This window comes from Sodalis sp. (in: enterobacteria) (genome assembly GCF_051710625.1).
Classification (GTDB): Bacteria; Pseudomonadota; Gammaproteobacteria; order Enterobacterales; family Enterobacteriaceae; genus JBPESN01.
On the sequence record NZ_JBPESN010000054.1, the window covers coordinates 1 to 15,004 of the forward strand.

Consider the following 15,004-nt stretch of genomic DNA (forward strand, 5'->3'; position numbering starts at 1 on the left):
AAACGCGTGGTAAACCAGCCGGAGTGATGTTCCACAGCGATCAGGGTAGCCACTATACGAGCAGGCAGTTCCGACAGTTGCTGTGGCGTTACCGGATCAAAGAAAGCATGAGTCGGCGGGGTAATTGTTGGGATAACAGTCCGATGGAGCGCTTCTTCAGAAGTCTGAAAAACGAGTGGATACCAGTAACGGGCTACATAAGCTTCAGCGAAGCAGCTCATGAAATTACCGACTATATCGTGGAATATTACAGCGCACTCAGGCCGCATGAATATAACGGTGGGTTGCCACCAAACGAATCAGAAAATAGATACTGGAAAAACGCTAACGCAGTGGCCAGTTTTAATTGGCCACTACAATATCAGTAATGATCCCTGATAAGTAAGTTATTGCCAATTTCAGATGTTTACTTTTATCAAACGTCTGTCCCTGCATCAGAGCATAGCCTGCGGGAATATTATCCGACGGCCAGGCGATAGGGGCACCGACAGACGGCACCGGCACCGGGCTGGGCGGTAGCCCGCATGCCTGCGCCTCAGCCGCCTTATCCTTGCCTGTATTAGCGGAAAGTCCTGCGCCCTTTGCCAGGCCATCAGGCCGGTTTCCAGCAAGGGAATGTTCTTTGGCAGTCCCCCGGCTTTTGTGGCCGCGTTTTTCAGCAGGCCGCTGGCGGCCCTGGTCAGCGAGCCACCGCCTTTGCCTAGCAGCAGGTCCGCGCCGGTCTTGATGGCTGCCGCCGCACCTAGCGCGGTAATGGCCAGTGACGCCTGGGTTGCCGCTGTGGTGAGATTCGGGAATTCCTGTGCCAGCCTGGCCCCGCTTTCGGCCACGTCGCCCAGCACTTGAGCGACCGGGGCTACGGCGTCGTTGGTGGCAAAGGGTTTTTTATTCTCTGCCTGCTGAACGCGAAACTGACTGCCTTTTCTGAGCAGGCTAAAATCCAAATCGGCCGAACGCGCCCCTTCCGGCGTCTCAAACTGCTTGACCACCTCATCGGTCAGCTGTTGGGACATCGTCCGGCTGCGTTCATAGCCATAAAACGCATTGCGCGATTGCTGATTGGTCAGCAGGGTCGAGATATGGGCACCGTGACGCCCTTCAATCGCCGCTTCCAGGTTAGCGCGCTTTTCCGGATCGCGCGTATTAGCCAGCTCGGCGCGCAGTTTTTTCGTTTGCGCATCGTGTCTGTCTGCCAGTTGTATTACCCGGTCCAGCGTATCGAGCGGCGTCAGGGCGGCTTTCGCATCCTGAGTCATCAGCGCCTGGATATCGACACCCTTGCACCGGATAAGCAGATTTTTAGCCTTGTTCTTCGGGTTGGTAGAGGACAGCTCTGCCAATAAATCGTTGGCGCTGGTGGCAGCCTCACTTGGCTCACCGGCAACTGAGCCAGCGTCTTCGAACAGCGCCAGGGTCTGGGCATAGCCCCGCCGCTTGTGGAAGCCGGCCGACTTGGCGGCCTCGAGTGCGCGCGGCACAAGCCAAGGCCAGCAGCGGCACCTCCACCAGACCGTGTTGCGCCGCTGTGGTGGCCCCCATTCAGGCGATGCAGCTGTCGCGCTCACTGAGGTTAAAATTGACCGCCGCATTTTGCAACAACGCCATCTCTTTGAGCTCAGCCCCGGCGGCCGTGGCGTTTTTCATCACCTTCGGCAGATTAGGAAAAGGCTTTTTCCTTCGGCAGGGAGCGCCGCATGATTTCCAGCGCTTCCATGGCCGGGCCGGGGGTGCTGCCGCCGGCGTGCGGGGCGGCGCGAATGTGCTGTTCAATGACCGTTAGGCCCGCCTCGCGCACGCTCGCGTTATCATTGCGGTAGGCAAATTTGGCCAGCTTGCGCAGGTGCGCATCGTAGCCCATCTGGCGGGTGATGGGCTGGCGCAGGCTCATGGCCCCCACGACCAGCCCGGAGCCAAGGGACAGCGTCCCCTTGAGGCATCTGCGTTGCTGGCGCACGGCCCCGGCCATCTCCTGACGCAGCCGGGCAATGCTGGTCTGCATCCTGTCATAGGCGCACACCTGCTCGCTGGCCGACAGGGTGCCACTGCGCGCCAGGCGCTGATAGGCCGCCTGGGTACGCTGCATTTCCCGCTGCAGATGACGCTCGCCCCGCCGCCCCAGGGTTTCCCGCGCCTGACTCAGGCGGCGAAATTCCTCCGACAGACGGCGAATGCCCGGCGGCGCGCTGGCATTGACGCTAAAGTGTAGCTGGGTATCAAATTCACGGGCCATGGGTTACGTCCGTTTGGCTGAGGGAGGGCGTCGGCGCAGGCTTTTGATGGTCCTGTTTTTCCGCCAGCCCCTGGGGTTTTCCAGACGCCCGATAGCGTCGAGCAGCCCGCCCAGGACTACAGCGTCAAGGCGGCGGGCGCGGGCGGCGCGGATGCGGTACTGTCCGAGTCGGACAAGGGCGAAACGGTAGTCGCGCAGGCGGGGGCTTCAGCGCGCTGAGCTTTTTTTTCGCCTCAAGCTGGGCATCCCGTAGTACTTTGAAATCCTCAGAAACCAGCGTATCGCAGAGAAGCCCATAGGTGATCTCTTCTGCGGGAATACTGCCCAGCTCGGTGATGCAACGTGCCAGGACACCCACTATGGTGCCCGAGTCCGGGATACCCTCCTCCACCACGGCGATCTCGTCGCTGATGGTGCTGATCCGCACGGTAAAATCACGGTGCCGTTGATCTTTATAAAACACGCCTATTGGTAAGGTGGCGCTGTGGGTAAATGCCATGGGTTACTCCTCAACCTTGTTCAGTGCAAAGGCGCTAATGGTGATACGGGCCTCATTGTCAATGGTATACTGTTCGCCCACCTCGGTGATAAACACACCCTGATAGGTGATGCGCTTGCCGCCGCTGAGGGGGTATTGCGTCAATTTCGCGCCCGAGATTTTTTCCCAGTGCAGGGTATTGTTGACCGGCACCACGGCGGTGATGGACAGCTCATAGGTGGCAATCCCCTGGGTGTAGCCCTTGGCGCGCCCGGTGAAGTTCATGGTCTTGACCAGCTGCTTGCCTGTGTTCTCGCGCGGACTAAACTCAGTCACCTCAACCTCGGTGCTGTTAATCTCCAGCACCCCCGCGCCGGTGTATTCCAGTGCCATACAGATCCCCTTTACAAAAGATAAATGGTGGCAGCAAACACACGCAGGCCGCGTACCACCGCCGCTGGGATACTCGCATCGGCGCGGCTGTCATCCTGCCGACTGCGTGTTACCGTCAACTGCTCCTTATGCGCGCCCACGTTTTCAACGATTTCCAGCTGCTCCAGGGTGTAGAGCACATCGAGCAGCTCGGAGTGGATACGCTGCAGGCGGGTATCGTTGAGTTTTTCACGCGGGAAGCGCTGGGGTGATACGGGCACGGCAGGCCAGGCGCACATAATCCAGCGAGCGCAGGATAGTGATATTTATCAGCGAACGGTCGGTCACGCCCATGCTATTTTTCACATAGGTGCTGACCGCCCGCACAATCTGCACTTGACTGCCGTTCACTTCAAAAGGCGTCAGGCCGTTGCCCAGCGCGTTTTTCTGCTCGCTGCGCCCCGGCCATTTGTCCTGTGGCGTGATGTCCGCACCGGGTAACGCCAGGGTATTGAGCGGGCGTGCCGGGTCGGACTCGCTGGCGATGATGGCGGCATATATCGCCGCCAGCTCGCCGCTGGGCAGTATTGAGCCGTGATACCAGCCCCAGGGTGAGACGCGCCGCGTTGACGTCGGTCGTGAGCGCCGTGTCACCTGACAGCGTACCGTTCCCGCCAACGACGCCCAGCGCCGCATCCAGTGCGGGCTCGCCTTTGCCGCCGCGCATCGGCGTCAGCGCAGCGGTGACACCTGGTGCGCTGACCGTGACAGTCACGCCAATCTGGTTACCACAGGCCCCTTTGCTGCGCGCCGTCAGCACCAGCCGCTCGCCGGGACTTTTACCGCCGGATGACGGCGGCGGGATATCCGCCATCGCCGCCGTCACCGGTAGCGCGTCCAGGGTGTTGATGGCTTCCACCAGGGTCACCATCAGCGCCCCGGCGCTATCGCCACTGGTGACAGCAATGGCGACGGTTTCGCCGCAGACGCCAAGGCGCACCTGCCCGGTGCCACTGGCGCTGCTCTTGAATCCCAGCGTGCCGGTGGCCGCCACGCCAGCCTCGCTGTCCGGTATCCCCACCACCGCCAGCGGCAGGGTGTCATTGGCGCAGATGGCGGCCCGCGCCATGCGATGCGCCTGGGAGCCATGACCAAACAGGCTGGCAGCCTCTTCATCGCTGAACACGTTTACCGGCGTCAGCGTCTTCGTGTCCGGCGTGGTGGTGCGCTGGGCCAGTATCACCAGCGTCTGGTCGTTGGTGGGCAGCGCCCGCGACGCCAGGGTGGTGTTAAACCCAGAATAATAGCCGGGTTTATAGGTTGGCGCCGGTATCACGGCATCAATGCTCATGCGTCCCCCTTGGTATCACGTCAATCATGGTCTTTTGCCCTTGTGGTCACGATATCCTGCGCAACAACTGCTGGCGGGTCATCAAGATGATACGCCAGCCCGGTGCCCTCATGCATCGGCCACGGTGTATTCAGTCGTCCCTGATAGTCGGCAAACAGCCGGTCAGGGTCATTGTCGCCTTCCGGCGCGGGCCAGCGGCCGTTATCCAAGCGCCTCTTCAACCCAGACCGTGTCGAATTCGCAAGAATAGGCCGCCAGGGCATCACTGTTCAGGCAAGCGCTGAACAGTGATGAGCGCACCCAGCCCGGCAGCAGTGGCTCGACAGGCAACCCCATATCCTGACGGTTCATTAAGCGCCGAATGGCCCGAATCAGCCTATTGCAGCCCACTTCATCGCGGGCCGGGCCACCCTTGCGCTGAGCCGCTTCCTCGCGCACCGAATAGGCCGCCAGCAGCACCGAGAAACGCCCGGAGGTGTAAAAGCGGTGTTTATGGGTACTGACCGGTTGGGTCTGCTGCACGCCAAGAAAGGTCACCCAACAGGCGGGCAGCACACGTGCGATAGCCCCCACACCCTCCAGCGCGCCGCCATAGCTGCCCCCACGGCAGATACCATGCGACCCAGACCCGCTTTAAGCCGCGCCATCATGGCGTTTTCAATCTCGCTTATCATTAAAATTCCCCTCCGCCGGTCTGGTTGCGTCCCCAGACGCGGCGACCGGAAAAGAACGCCGCCCCGGCGTTGCCCTCGGCGCGCCACCGCTTTGGGTGGTGGCCAGCGTGACCCGCCCATTGGCGACGTTTTCTAGATAGCAAATGGGGTTGCGGTAGCGGCCACGGATTTCATCGGTGCCCACCCGTTCGGTGCCGGTGAGACGGTAGCGGGCGATATCACAGGCAATGCCGCACAGGTCGGAGGACGCTACCGGCAGCGGCAGGGTATAGCGCCCGCCGATATAGCCGTTAATCTCATCGGCAGTCGCCTGCAACCCGCCGGCCAGCACGCTGGCGTTAATCTCGCCGGTGTTGTCACGGTCGGTCAGAATGCGCACCTCCTGCTCACCGAAGCGCAACACCATGTCCTCAAGGCGCGCGTACACGCTTATTTGCCCATCGAGCCGTAGGCCATCTGCCAGAAGCCAAACTTGGCCTGGCCGCGTGCCTCTGCGCTAAACCCTGAACTGCTTGCGCATAAACACGTCCGGGCTATTGATATCGGTCATGGCGACAAACAGCGGGGCCTGGCGCTGCTGGAAAAATCAGCGGCTTTACAGGCGGCTGGTATCCATCAGGAACCAGGCGCTGTCCGAGGTCAGCCAGGGCACGACCAGCACCTCGGCGGTGCCCTTGTAGATATTAGCCTTGCCGTCATCCAGACGTTCGGCGGTGGTATAAGGGTACGCGCCACATCGTCCAGCGCCGGCGGCACGACCAGCAGGTTGGGCATGATATTCAGCGGCCGTCCCTCTTTATCCTTCATCTGGCGCAATTGCTTGCGCGCCTCACCGTAGGACGCCTGCGCCTCGACCAGTGAGGCCGCTGAGAGCGGTTTTTCGCCGAGATTGGAGTAGGTGGTTTTGCCCATACTGTGCGTATCGCTAAAAAACGGCTAGCCGTCATAGCCTTTTTTACTGAAACCTTTATTCAGCAGCTCAAACACCATCTCATCCGGCCACTGTTTGGCGGTAAAGCCCGCATCCTGCGCCTGGGGTTGGTAAACGCCCAGCTAGTCATCCTGGATGTCGTTGCGATCGACTTCCACCGTGGCCTCATAGTCATCATTGACCAGGGTGTTGTAGGTTAACGCCGCCAGCGCCTTGACCTGCTTGTCACCTATCCATTTGCGTATCCTTGGGAAGCTGCTTAACCAGGCGTAGGTGTTCTCCTTGCCGGTGAACGGCACCAGGGTGGCCACCTTGTCCCACTGGGTGGACGTGGTGTCAAACGCCTGGTTAAAGGTGAGTTTAATGTTGCAGAAAATCACCTTTAAATTTCCAGCGTTCACTAACATATGCAGTGTCTCCTTATTCGACCCAGACGTCCGCCGCGTCAAGCACGATGATAGTACCTGCCGTACAGCGGCTGGCGGGTTTTCCTGGCTTGCCTTCCTGCGCGGGCGTGCTGCCGTCGCTGACAGAGACCGTCTGATTATCCACCACATAGGATAGGCCCGCTTGCCGACATGCTCCTGCTTCACCGCGCCGTCGTTCTCCCACAAAAACGCCTTGTGGCGGCGCACCACTATGTACTGGGCGGCGTTACCGCCCTAACTGTTGTGATAGCCTCATCAGCCCGCCCGGCATACACCAGGGCTTCACCGCCCTGGCCGTTGACGGCATAGCCGCCCTTGAGGCAGACGATAACGCCGGCCGGAATAGTTTCCTTCTCCGCCACCGGATAGGGCGTCAATTCGCCGTCTCGGTACGGGGTATTACGATCTTGCGTGGTGGCGGTCATGCCTGCACCTCATCTTTCATCACGGTGGCAATAGTCCCGGCGCTGTGCCCAAAGGCGTGACAGGCGGCCAGCGCCGGCGCATCCAGTGCGCCCAGGGGCGATGGCCGCGCCTCGATACCCTGCGGCGCGTTGCCGCCGGTCTGCAGCCCCGACAGCGCGGCAATCGGCTGACGTGACGGGTGGCCAGGTGCTCACGCAGCAACGCCATGTCTTTTTCATCCAGCCGCCGCGCCCAGTCCTCATCCGCCCCTTTGAGCACGCGGCCATCACTGAGCGCCGCCGCCAGCAGCGCCGCCATACCGTCAAGCGCCGGCAAGTTGGTCAGCGCGGCATTCACCAGGCAGGTCACATTGCCCTGCCTGTCGTACTGAAACCGCGGGGAGACAAAAGCGGTACTCCCCGGCGGCAATCAGGGTGCGGGCACGCTCGGTCCATTCGACATCCACCGCAAACAGCCCCAGGCCCTCGACCCATTTCAGCTGCGAATACCAGCCGCCGGACGGCGCGGGTTGGCCGTTCTCCCGGGCATGGATATAAGCCTGGTGCTCATAGTCAAAGCAGTACGGCGTCTGGCGCGCCTGGGCAGCGCCTAATCAGCTTCCGGGCCTGCGGCTCCTCCAGCCGCCAGGGCGCCACGTCGGTGGGGCGTGTATCCTGCGAGCGACAGGTGCCGGCCGGAAACAGCTGGACACGGGTGCCGGCGCTCTCCAGCGCGACGGTCAGTGCGGCAAGGCGGACGGTGTTTTTCACGCGGTGGCGGTCCCAGAAAGTGTATTCATGGGAAACAGCCTAACCTGGACGTCGGGCATCTCGTCGTGACGGGGGTGTAGGGGGTAAGAGTGGGGGAAGGAAAAGGACACAAACGGACTGCCATCAGACTACACCGCTGACACGGGCGGCGATACCCCGTTTAAAACTTGTTTAAATCGCTCCAGAATCGCTTAACACGGTTTCACCCGCATCATCCGCCTGTGCCTAAACTATCAAAAAATGCGCCACGGCTTTTACAGAGTGTTACTCGTCCAGCGCGCGCTGAAGGTAATCATTGACGGTGTGCACCAGGGCCTGATAGTCCTGCTCGGTCAGACTGAGAAAGGGCCGCGCCGGTATCGTTGAGCCGGGATGATTGACGCGTTTTACCACCCGACCGTTAAAGGCCAGCGCCTTTTTATAGCGGGGGGGAATGATATGGGGCCGGGTGGTGGTACCCTGCTGGTGAATGCGCGTATACACCACATTGATCTCCACCACTGCCTGGTCGTTATCGGCGTCGCTGTCAATGGAGGCGGCCAGCCGCCCTGATTGCTGCAGGATTTTGCCGGCGCGGTCAATGGGCATCCAGCGCGGGCGCTTTTCCTGCTCGAAATTCTCCATCACCGCGTCATACAGGTCTTCACTGAGGCTGCGCATCAACGGCTGGCGGTGGCTCAGGGACTGCGCCAGCCGCTTAAGGGCTTGACGCAGGGCATCGGAAACAGTGATCGTGACGTCAATCATGGTGTATACTCATGGCAGGGTGGTTGTTTCCAATGGGTAACGGTTGCTGTCACGCTGCCAGCATGATCCGGTTCGAGTCCGACGCCACCCGCTCAATCCAGCGTACCCCATAGCAGATCATAAACCCCTTTGTTACGCAGTGCTGATAGGTCTTGCAGGATCTTGCCGGTACGTATCAGGTTTGTGTTAACTTTTTCACGCTTACCATTCAGCTCATTACGTACCTTGAGCGTGCCGTCAATGTACACCAGGAGCTTCCCCGTCCCCTCAACCCGATCGAACACATACAGTAACGCCGGCGTCGCCTGCTGTTGGTCGTAGATGATCGCGGGCGGCTGGCTCAGCGATAATACCAGGGTCGCCCAGAAGGGTAGTCGGCGGCTCGCCCTGCTTGCTGACGCGAGTAGCGTGCAGCAAGGTTGGCGTCCGTCAAGGTGATCACTGCCGAGTCCAACACCACGCCTTTGCAGGACAGCGCGTCCACCACGGTAGGACGCAATGCGCCGACAGGGCGAACGTCGCCGCGTGCCTGCTGCAGGGCCATCACCTGACTGACGCAGTTACCGGTATTGCTGCGGTTGAGAGCATGAAGTAACGACGGGTGGTCCAGCGTTTCCTCTACCGCCTGCGCCGCCGGCCGGGTATCGGCGCGGGCGGCGCGGTTGAGCAGCTGCTCGCCGAGATGGCTGAGGTAGCCTTTGCCGGGGTTCAGATGAAAGCCTGCATCCGGGGTAAATACATGGCCGGTTTTGGGGTCTTTCAATTCTGTCACCGGCCGCGTCTTGCTGTTCACGCCCTGCGGCTGGTCAACCGTGACGCGATAGTCGTCGGTGGACTCCAGTCCGATGGGGTGACCTGCAAGCTGGTCGACGTTTTCGCGCAGCCGCTGATGGCGCCCGGCCCATATAGGCAGATTGGGTATTGGCGCGAAAAATAGTCTCCAGTCGGTAAGGCGACAGCTTTTTCCCCTCCAGCTCGCCGTCTACTGAGGCTTTTAGCCCTTTGCCCAGCCCGCCCTTGCGCTGAAGTAGCGGCAAGACCTTATCCTGGAACTGTGTCAGCGTCTTGCCGTGGCGCAAGCTGTCCGCCAGCGCGGTTTTCATGTCAGTTAACACATCTAGCTTAAGAATACCCGCCACCGTAAAAGGCACGGGCGTGCGCCTCGTCGGCCACGTCCTTGCCAGCGAAAATTAAAGGCGTAGCCCTTTGATCCAAAATACGCCACCGCCTTTTCCGGCGTCAGGGTCATGGCATAGCCCAGGTCAACGGTCACTGAGTCGCCCCTAGATATCCGCGACAAAAATGGCCTGGGCTATCAGCTGCCGCAAGGTCTGGTCGTCAAGCTGGGGCCAGGCTTCTGCCAAGCATGGCGGTCACCGCCTTCGGCGTCTGCCCCTGCTGCAGGGCGGGTGACCAGCGGGGTCAGCAGCGTCTGCATGGTCTTGTTGACCGGCGTTGCCAGTCTGCCCGGGGGGCGTCTTCCAGCGTTTGCTCGGTGGCGGTAAGCGTGTGCGCAACGCTCAGCGCCGCCATGCCCGGCCAGCACTTCGGCATCAGGCTGGCCCCGATAAAGATCAGCAGGTTGCCCGGCGGCTGCAGCAGGGGCTCGTCGTCCCGGGCAGCGAGAATGCCGCTTTCCGGACGCGCCCAGGCCACCGGCACGCCGCCGCGCACCAGGAGAACCAGGGTCTCGGCGGTCTCCTTCATATCGCGTGCCTGGCGGGTATCAAACTCAAAGCGGCACATGCGGCGCGGGGTGATATCGCTATAGCTGTTAAGCTTGAGCAACGGGTAAAGCAGGTCGCGGGTTAGGGTACCGGCCAACTGCACCGCGCGTCACTGGCAATCAGCTCATGGCGCACCTCGTTATGCACGTTGCCCAAAGCATTGGTGCTGCTCTTGCCGTCCGCCTGGGTGGTCAGGGCGCCGCCCAGAATGACCTTGGACTGGGTGCTTTCGCATCACTGCATCATACTGGAACGGGTCGACCTGCCCTTGTGCAGCGGACTCAAAGCGGATAGCGGTGCGTTCGTGGATAATGCCGCCGGCGTTATGCCCCAGGGCGCGCAGCGCCCACAGCAGCATGTTTTTCTCTTCCTCGCTGGCCCCGTCGGAATAGGTGCCCACCCGCGTCGGCAGGCCGTAGATTTCCAGAAACTCTGCCAGGTCACGGGCAGCAATATTCTTGAACAGGTAGGTCCATACCAGTACCCGGAACAAGCCGCTTTCCGCTACCCAGCCGCTTTTGGCCTGGTGACGATCCAGCAGCCAGCCGACGGGGTTAAGCTCAGCGCCGTCGAGGCTGCCGTCAATCAAGCGGATGGGGCGTTACGGTTATGGGTCGCGGTCTGGAACCAGCGTTGCGGGCGCTTGTAGAAGGCGCAGGGCAGGCAGATGTTTTCCGCCTGTTTCCAGCCGATTTCCACGGCGGCAAAGCCGTGACCAATGGTGTCCAGCAAGTCGAACAGCAGCGTTTCAAACTCCGGCAGGTCTGAAAACCATTCCGGCGCGGCGTCCGCCATGGCCTTTTCCTGTGCGCTGTGATGACGCGGCGGCACAATGCGCCAGGTGAGCGGCATCACCGAACGGCGGCGCTTGCTCATCTCGGCAAACAGGTGGCCGTCGCGCTCCTCCATATCAAAAAACAGGTCAGCCTGGCGCACCAGATGCCCCTGTTCGGCCTCGCTCAGGATGTCATACACCCGGCGGATATCGATGCCCAGCGAGAAGTGCTCGCTCAGTTGTTGATAACGTAGGTGGCGGTCATCGGCAGTTTGTGGCTGCGTCAGGGTGTGGCAGCGCAACAACCGGCCGTAAATATCGGTGAGCATGCCCATTACCAGCCTCCACGGGAAAAGCCCAACCGTTCGGGGTGACGGTCACCGGACAATGAGCGGCATTCGGTTTTCGGGCCGTGGGTCCACGGCTAGCGGCCAGAGCATGTGCAGCGCATCCGCGCCGTCGTCATGGTCGGCGCGGGGAAAGTGGCGCAGCTGCTGTATCAGGGTGGTATGGCTGGCGTGCAGGCGGATAAGCCCGTTTTCCATATGGGGCTGCAGGGTCTCAATACGCAACAGCTTGTCGGCATGGGGGATAATGGCCCGCGCCGGCACCGGGTGACCCAGCTGTGCCGCGTGTTTAATCAGCTAAGTGCGCAGGAACTCCTGGAACTGCACCGCCTCAATACTTCAGACCAGGCAGTGGTATTCCTTTTGCAGGGCAATGATGTTGCTGATAATGGCGTCCGGCAACCGCTTGCGTATCTGCGATTCCACCACATCCAGCACGCCAATGGTGCGATTAAAACCGCCGACCAGCCGCGCTGACGGGTCACGGCTGGCCCCAGCCTTGCCAAGCCTGGGGTTGAAGGCCCCGTAGAAGACCCACTCGTTAAGCCGGTTGACCCAGAAATGTAGGCAGTGGGCAAACAGCGGATCCTCACCGCTGATCGGGTCATTCTGGTACTCGGCGTCAAAGGTGGCGTGACCGTCCCGGGCGCGGATATGCATCAGGGTCAGCAGCGGGCGAACGGACCAGGAGACTTCCGCGCCTTCCTCCATCTCGGTACGGTGTGACGTATAAAATCCTGCGGCGCGGCCTCCCCCTGGTTACGCAATACCTGCTCCCAGGTCTCCCACAGCGACATGTTCACCGGCCACTGGCGCAGGGCCTTAAACCGTGCCTGCCGCCACAATGGGTTATTCAGGGTGCGTGATAACACCGAGTCGTGGTGCCGATATACACCACATCGAGTTTTGCGCCCGCGCCGCCCAGCGGCAGCACGGTTTTTCTCAGCCAGCTTTCCAGCTTGTCGCGCTTGTCGCGCTGGTCCGGGTTGCGCACCTGCTCGTCGTTCTCAATATCGTTCAGTATCATCAAGTCAGGACGGTACGGCCCGTGGCGCACGCCGTGCAGCTTTTTGCCGCTACCGGCCACCTGCACCTCGATGTCATTGCGCGTCAGGATGGTGCCCATCTACCAGACGCGACTGACACCGCAGGCTTCTGGGAAGTCGGCCCGTAACCGGGAGTTAAATTCCAGCTCGGCTTTGATGGCTTCGAGCATCGGGTACGCCTGGTCGATGGAGTTCATCACCATCAGGGCATAGTGCTTGATGCCACGTACCAGACACCACAGCACAAACAGCTGGCTGACCAGCGTTGACTTGGTCTCTCCGCGCGGCGCGGCGATGGCGTCTTGCTCGCCTTTCGGGCTGGCGACTGCCTGTGGCAGCCGCTGAAACAGATAGCCATGCAGTTCACTGGGGTCGGCATGACGGATATAGTGTGGAAAATAGATCTGCACAAAATAGCGCGATAGCCGTTCACCGGGTCAGCCACCTGTGAACGCCGCGTCGCCATGGCTTCCGCCCCGGCATCAAAACCCAGGCATTCGGCCTTGATGGTGCGGCGCAGGCTAGAGGCCAGCGCCGCCAGCGAGTACTGGAATTCACGGATGGAAAATTTCGCCGCCATATCTCGCTTTAAATCCCCTGTAAACGCGGTTTACACGCCATGATGACGCTCAGCCAGTACCGCGTTGATGCGCGACACCAGGGTCTCTGCCACCGTGTCAACGCTGCCGGCGACACTCGCCAAACATAAAAAAGTGCGCACCGCCGTCCAGACCGACAGACACATTCTCGCCAGCGACCCTGACCACGCTGACCTCGGCCGGGGCGAGGTACACGCCCGGCAACAGCTTGACCAGCTGCTTCATGCCAGCGCCGCCTCTATCTGGTTTTTGATGCGGGTTGACGCCTGAAAGGGTGTTTCGCCATAGGCGACATCCACGGTATGCACCGCGCCGTCGCGTAGCTTGACAAACACCTTGCCGCCGTTGCTGATCTAAACCTTGGTGATTTCCTCGGCGATAACGGCTACGTCATCCCGGATTTCAACGAATTGATTAGCCATAATATTTTTCCAGTACCGGTCTGAAAGCCTCAAGAATGTCAACAAATGCCGCCAGATGTCGGGGGTGTTTGTCTTGAATAAACGCCGAGAGCAGCTTCAGGGTCTCCATGGCGGTGGCCAGCTAACTGGTCTCGGGCAGGATTTTTTTGCTGGCGGCAATGGACTTGCTCCACGCATCCGTTAAGCGTGCCAGCAGCTCAACCCGCTCTGGGGCACTCAATGTGTCAGCCAGGTTGGCTTTTTCCAGTGTCTCCTGAAACTGCGCTATCAAGCTGGTCAGGATGGCGCGCGCGATATCTTCCGGCGCGCCGTTGGCCAGCAGATGGGCGCTGCGTATCACCTCCCAGTCATCGCCATGTTCAGCGCCTCTTTTTTCCAGCGGCGGGCGGGGAATGCACACTGACGCCGCACTGGATTGCCGCCAGCTCCAGAGGCAGGTTGCCGAACAGATAAGCCCGGCGCAGCCCCTCGCAGGTGGCCCTGGAATGCGCCATTACACCCCCAGTCGCGCTCGTATGAGCGCCAGCCCGGTAGCGCCGGCCCGTGCGCCCTTCACCTGCAGGTCGCGCTGTGCATCCTCACGCTGCCGAGCGCCGATAGCAGGCTCGGGGCAATATTGAAGGCCAGATCAAGGCTCATCGCGCGGTCCCTCCTGTGCGCTATAGAAAGCGTTTATCGCCTGCGGCGGGCCGAGCGGGGTCAGACACCAGGCCCCGTAGTCGCTGGCGTGGTGCAGCAACGCCTCCGGGCCAAGCCCCTTTACGGGGGCGCAGCGGCATGGGCGGCAACATTAGCAGGTTGGCCGGCGGGCGCGGACAGAGTATTATCGTCGGCGGGGTAGCCGAGGGCGGCGCGGTAGCGCTGTAGCCCATCAGGTCTCAGACCGGTATAAACAGCGCCATCATGGGCCACCGCATAGGCAATACTCCTGTGTAACTGTTGGGTTTTCAGCGTCGGGGCGTGCTGTGTGATTTCCAGCTGCGCACTAAACCGGTCATTGGCCCCTGCAACTGTTGCTGCCGGATCAGGGCGGTTTTCAGCGCCTGTTGTGTGGCCTGCGCCGGCTGGCGTTGTCGAGCTTCACACTCGGCCTGCCGGGTGGCCAATGTTGCCTGGGCGACCAGCCTGGCCTGCTGTGTGCCGCGCCAGTAGCCTGCACCGCCGGCCAGAGCGGCAACCACCAGTACGACTATCCATCACGAACGGCGAATGAACTTAATCAGTGCGAGTAGCGCTGTCATCAGCGTCTCCCTGTTTACGGGCGCGCCGTCCGGCGCTAAAGCAGGCGACGCCGCCATGGGTGACCCAGGCGCCGAGATAGACCCCGAGCGTCAGGTCGGTCTCCTACCGGCTCTAGGCACACAGCCCAGCTGACCAGAAACGCGCCGACGACAATCACATCCGAGGTCGACAGCCTCCCCTCGGGATTAGTGACCAGCTCAGCCAGGCGCGCCATCATGGGATACGCTCACACAGATGGCCGCGCAGCGGCGCGAAGTTCCCCGACGTCCAGGCCGGCATTGAAAATCCTGGGCACAGCTTGCTGGAAAATTCATTGTGACCGTGCAGAGTGGTCTCGGGACAGCGCACACGCAGCGTCAATACTTGGGTGCGCAGCACGGCCCACTGCGCCGACGTAAACTGGTCGGTGCCCACCAGGCAGAGACCCAGCGAATCAGCGTTATGGCCGCGCACATGGGCA

At 61.0% G+C, this 15,004-nt stretch carries 27 protein-coding genes and 6 pseudogenes; 2 read left to right on the forward strand and 31 right to left on the reverse strand.

The features are described from left to right. A partial coding sequence (locus ACTBDU_RS12095) for an integrase core domain-containing protein (protein ID WP_438806612.1) occupies positions 1-368 on the forward strand: 368 nt, incomplete at its 5' end. Here the strand turns inward: ACTBDU_RS12095 and ACTBDU_RS12100 are convergent. From ACTBDU_RS12100 to ACTBDU_RS12130, 7 genes and pseudogenes are all read right to left on the reverse strand, one after another. Continuing rightward, a pseudogene (locus ACTBDU_RS12100) lies at positions 358-519 on the reverse strand (tail fiber protein); the annotation flags it as partial. The gene ACTBDU_RS12095 and the pseudogene ACTBDU_RS12100 overlap by 11 nt on opposite strands. Before the next feature lie 1,138 nt (positions 520-1,657). Beyond that, a complete protein-coding gene (locus ACTBDU_RS12105) occupies positions 1,658-2,230 on the reverse strand; it encodes a hypothetical protein (RefSeq protein WP_438806613.1) in 573 nt (190 codons plus the stop codon). A gap of 124 nt (positions 2,231-2,354) precedes the next feature. Further along, on the reverse strand, positions 2,355-2,729 hold the full coding sequence (locus ACTBDU_RS12110; protein ID WP_438806614.1) for a hypothetical protein: 375 nt from the start codon (positions 2,727-2,729) through the stop codon (positions 2,355-2,357). Between the two features lie 3 nt (positions 2,730-2,732). Then, positions 2,733-3,101, reverse strand: a complete 369-nt coding sequence (locus tag ACTBDU_RS12115) for a phage tail protein (protein WP_438806615.1) — start codon at positions 3,099-3,101, stop codon at positions 2,733-2,735. 11 nt (positions 3,102-3,112) lie between these two features. After that, on the reverse strand, positions 3,113-3,361 hold the full coding sequence (locus ACTBDU_RS12120; RefSeq protein WP_438806616.1) for a phage tail sheath C-terminal domain-containing protein: 249 nt from the start codon (positions 3,359-3,361) through the stop codon (positions 3,113-3,115). After that, entirely contained in the window at positions 3,330-3,491 is a 162-nt protein-coding gene (locus ACTBDU_RS12125) for a hypothetical protein (RefSeq protein ID WP_438806638.1), read from the reverse strand. The genes ACTBDU_RS12120 and ACTBDU_RS12125 overlap by 32 nt, the downstream gene beginning before the upstream one ends. 18 nt (positions 3,492-3,509) lie before the next feature. Beyond that, positions 3,510-3,776 (reverse strand): annotated as a pseudogene (locus tag ACTBDU_RS12130) (phage tail protein); the annotation flags it as partial. A gap of 17 nt (positions 3,777-3,793) precedes the next feature. On the opposite strand from ACTBDU_RS12130, the gene ACTBDU_RS12135 reads away from it, so the two are divergent. Further along, positions 3,794-4,231 carry a hypothetical protein gene (locus ACTBDU_RS12135; RefSeq protein WP_438806617.1) on the forward strand — a complete coding sequence of 146 codons (438 nt, stop codon included), beginning with the start codon at positions 3,794-3,796 and terminating at the stop codon, positions 4,229-4,231. A gap of 220 nt (positions 4,232-4,451) precedes the next feature. Here the strand turns inward: ACTBDU_RS12135 and ACTBDU_RS12140 are convergent, their stop codons facing one another. The 24 genes and pseudogenes from ACTBDU_RS12140 to ACTBDU_RS12255 all read right to left on the reverse strand — a co-directional run. Beyond that, the gene (locus ACTBDU_RS12140; RefSeq protein ID WP_438806618.1) at positions 4,452-4,640 is read right to left on the reverse strand and encodes a hypothetical protein; all 189 of its coding nucleotides are present in this window, start codon (positions 4,638-4,640) and stop codon (positions 4,452-4,454) included. Then, on the reverse strand, positions 4,633-5,043 hold the full coding sequence (locus ACTBDU_RS12145) for a phage protein Gp37 (RefSeq protein ID WP_438806635.1): 411 nt from the start codon (positions 5,041-5,043) through the stop codon (positions 4,633-4,635). The genes ACTBDU_RS12140 and ACTBDU_RS12145 overlap by 8 nt, the downstream gene beginning before the upstream one ends. A 45-nt stretch (positions 5,044-5,088) precedes the next feature. Beyond that, on the reverse strand, positions 5,089-5,532 hold the full coding sequence (locus tag ACTBDU_RS12150) for a gp436 family protein (protein WP_438806619.1): 444 nt from the start codon (positions 5,530-5,532) through the stop codon (positions 5,089-5,091). Between the two features lie 212 nt (positions 5,533-5,744). Beyond that, on the reverse strand, positions 5,745-6,017 hold the full coding sequence (locus ACTBDU_RS12155; RefSeq protein WP_438806620.1) for a Mu-like prophage major head subunit gpT family protein: 273 nt from the start codon (positions 6,015-6,017) through the stop codon (positions 5,745-5,747). 24 nt (positions 6,018-6,041) lie between these two features. Further along, positions 6,042-6,443 (reverse strand): annotated as a pseudogene (locus ACTBDU_RS12160) (Mu-like prophage major head subunit gpT family protein). Between the two features lie 13 nt (positions 6,444-6,456). Further along, a complete protein-coding gene (locus tag ACTBDU_RS12165; RefSeq protein WP_438806621.1) occupies positions 6,457-6,588 on the reverse strand; it encodes a hypothetical protein in 132 nt (43 codons plus the stop codon). Between the two features lie 85 nt (positions 6,589-6,673). Continuing rightward, complete coding sequence (locus ACTBDU_RS12170) at positions 6,674-6,889, reverse strand: hypothetical protein (protein WP_438806622.1); 216 nt, start codon at positions 6,887-6,889, stop codon at positions 6,674-6,676. Between the two features lie 19 nt (positions 6,890-6,908). Further along, positions 6,909-7,238 (reverse strand): hypothetical protein, encoded by a 330-nt coding sequence (locus ACTBDU_RS12175; RefSeq protein WP_438806623.1) that lies wholly within the window; start codon positions 7,236-7,238, stop codon positions 6,909-6,911. Continuing rightward, positions 7,192-7,422 (reverse strand): phage protease, encoded by a 231-nt coding sequence (locus tag ACTBDU_RS12180; protein WP_438806636.1) that lies wholly within the window; start codon positions 7,420-7,422, stop codon positions 7,192-7,194. The genes ACTBDU_RS12175 and ACTBDU_RS12180 overlap by 47 nt, the downstream gene beginning before the upstream one ends. Positions 7,423-7,441: 19 nt before the next feature. Further along, positions 7,442-7,639: a phage protease gene (locus tag ACTBDU_RS12185; protein ID WP_438806624.1), complete on the reverse strand. Its 198-nt coding sequence runs from the start codon at positions 7,637-7,639 to the stop codon at positions 7,442-7,444. Between the two features lie 264 nt (positions 7,640-7,903). Beyond that, positions 7,904-8,386 (reverse strand): phage virion morphogenesis protein, encoded by a 483-nt coding sequence (locus tag ACTBDU_RS12190; protein WP_438806625.1) that lies wholly within the window; start codon positions 8,384-8,386, stop codon positions 7,904-7,906. A gap of 92 nt (positions 8,387-8,478) precedes the next feature. Further along, positions 8,479-8,670: a hypothetical protein gene (locus tag ACTBDU_RS12195; RefSeq protein ID WP_438806626.1), complete on the reverse strand. Its 192-nt coding sequence runs from the start codon at positions 8,668-8,670 to the stop codon at positions 8,479-8,481. Positions 8,671-8,726: 56 nt separating this feature from the next. After that, a complete protein-coding gene (locus ACTBDU_RS12200; RefSeq protein ID WP_438806627.1) occupies positions 8,727-9,179 on the reverse strand; it encodes a hypothetical protein in 453 nt (150 codons plus the stop codon). A gap of 13 nt (positions 9,180-9,192) precedes the next feature. Beyond that, on the reverse strand, positions 9,193-9,525 hold the full coding sequence (locus tag ACTBDU_RS12205; protein WP_438806628.1) for a hypothetical protein: 333 nt from the start codon (positions 9,523-9,525) through the stop codon (positions 9,193-9,195). A gap of 283 nt (positions 9,526-9,808) precedes the next feature. Next, the gene (locus ACTBDU_RS12210) at positions 9,809-10,216 is read right to left on the reverse strand and encodes a phage portal protein family protein (protein ID WP_438806629.1); all 408 of its coding nucleotides are present in this window, start codon (positions 10,214-10,216) and stop codon (positions 9,809-9,811) included. Beyond that, positions 10,195-10,323 (reverse strand): phage portal protein family protein, encoded by a 129-nt coding sequence (locus ACTBDU_RS12215; protein ID WP_438806637.1) that lies wholly within the window; start codon positions 10,321-10,323, stop codon positions 10,195-10,197. Before ACTBDU_RS12215 ends, ACTBDU_RS12210 begins: the two co-directional genes overlap by 22 nt. 49 nt (positions 10,324-10,372) lie before the next feature. Beyond that, a pseudogene (locus ACTBDU_RS12220) lies at positions 10,373-10,702 on the reverse strand (phage portal protein family protein); the annotation flags it as partial. Then, positions 10,699-11,223, reverse strand: a complete 525-nt coding sequence (locus ACTBDU_RS12225) for a phage portal protein family protein (protein ID WP_438806630.1) — start codon at positions 11,221-11,223, stop codon at positions 10,699-10,701. The pseudogene ACTBDU_RS12220 and the gene ACTBDU_RS12225, both read right to left, overlap by 4 nt. Positions 11,224-11,307: 84 nt before the next feature. Further along, a pseudogene (gene terL / locus ACTBDU_RS12230) lies at positions 11,308-12,861 on the reverse strand (phage terminase large subunit); the annotation flags it as partial. Between the two features lie 97 nt (positions 12,862-12,958). Further along, the gene (locus tag ACTBDU_RS12235; RefSeq protein ID WP_438806631.1) at positions 12,959-13,105 is read right to left on the reverse strand and encodes a hypothetical protein; all 147 of its coding nucleotides are present in this window, start codon (positions 13,103-13,105) and stop codon (positions 12,959-12,961) included. 189 nt (positions 13,106-13,294) lie between these two features. After that, a pseudogene (locus ACTBDU_RS12240) lies at positions 13,295-13,702 on the reverse strand (DUF1804 family protein). After that, a complete protein-coding gene (locus tag ACTBDU_RS12245) occupies positions 13,662-13,796 on the reverse strand; it encodes a hypothetical protein (RefSeq protein ID WP_438806632.1) in 135 nt (44 codons plus the stop codon). The pseudogene ACTBDU_RS12240 and the gene ACTBDU_RS12245 overlap by 41 nt, the downstream one beginning before the upstream one ends. A 453-nt stretch (positions 13,797-14,249) precedes the next feature. Then, a complete protein-coding gene (locus ACTBDU_RS12250; protein ID WP_438806633.1) occupies positions 14,250-14,483 on the reverse strand; it encodes a hypothetical protein in 234 nt (77 codons plus the stop codon). 274 nt (positions 14,484-14,757) lie between these two features. After that, positions 14,758-15,004: hypothetical protein (locus ACTBDU_RS12255; protein WP_438806634.1), on the reverse strand; the 247-nt coding region annotated here is incomplete at its 5' end.

Excerpts from the sequence above, each read along its gene's own strand:
- ACTBDU_RS12105 (WP_438806613.1), bottom strand. The coding sequence starts at position 2,230 with ATGGCCCGTGAATTTGATACCCAGCTACACTTTAGCGTCAATGCCAGC.
- ACTBDU_RS12110 (WP_438806614.1), bottom strand. The coding sequence starts at position 2,729 with ATGGCATTTACCCACAGCGCCACCTTACCAATAGGCGTGTTTTATAAA.
- ACTBDU_RS12115 (WP_438806615.1), bottom strand. The coding sequence starts at position 3,101 with ATGGCACTGGAATACACCGGCGCGGGGGTGCTGGAGATTAACAGCACC.
- ACTBDU_RS12155 (WP_438806620.1), bottom strand. The coding sequence starts at position 6,017 with ATGGGCAAAACCACCTACTCCAATCTCGGCGAAAAACCGCTCTCAGCG.
- ACTBDU_RS12170 (WP_438806622.1), bottom strand. The coding sequence starts at position 6,889 with ATGACCGCCACCACGCAAGATCGTAATACCCCGTACCGAGACGGCGAA.
- ACTBDU_RS12190 (WP_438806625.1), bottom strand. The coding sequence starts at position 8,386 with ATGATTGACGTCACGATCACTGTTTCCGATGCCCTGCGTCAAGCCCTT.
- ACTBDU_RS12225 (WP_438806630.1), bottom strand. The coding sequence starts at position 11,223 with ATGGGCATGCTCACCGATATTTACGGCCGGTTGTTGCGCTGCCACACC.
- ACTBDU_RS12235 (WP_438806631.1), bottom strand. The coding sequence starts at position 13,105 with ATGAAGCAGCTGGTCAAGCTGTTGCCGGGCGTGTACCTCGCCCCGGCC.
- ACTBDU_RS12245 (WP_438806632.1), bottom strand. The coding sequence starts at position 13,796 with ATGGCGCATTCCAGGGCCACCTGCGAGGGGCTGCGCCGGGCTTATCTG.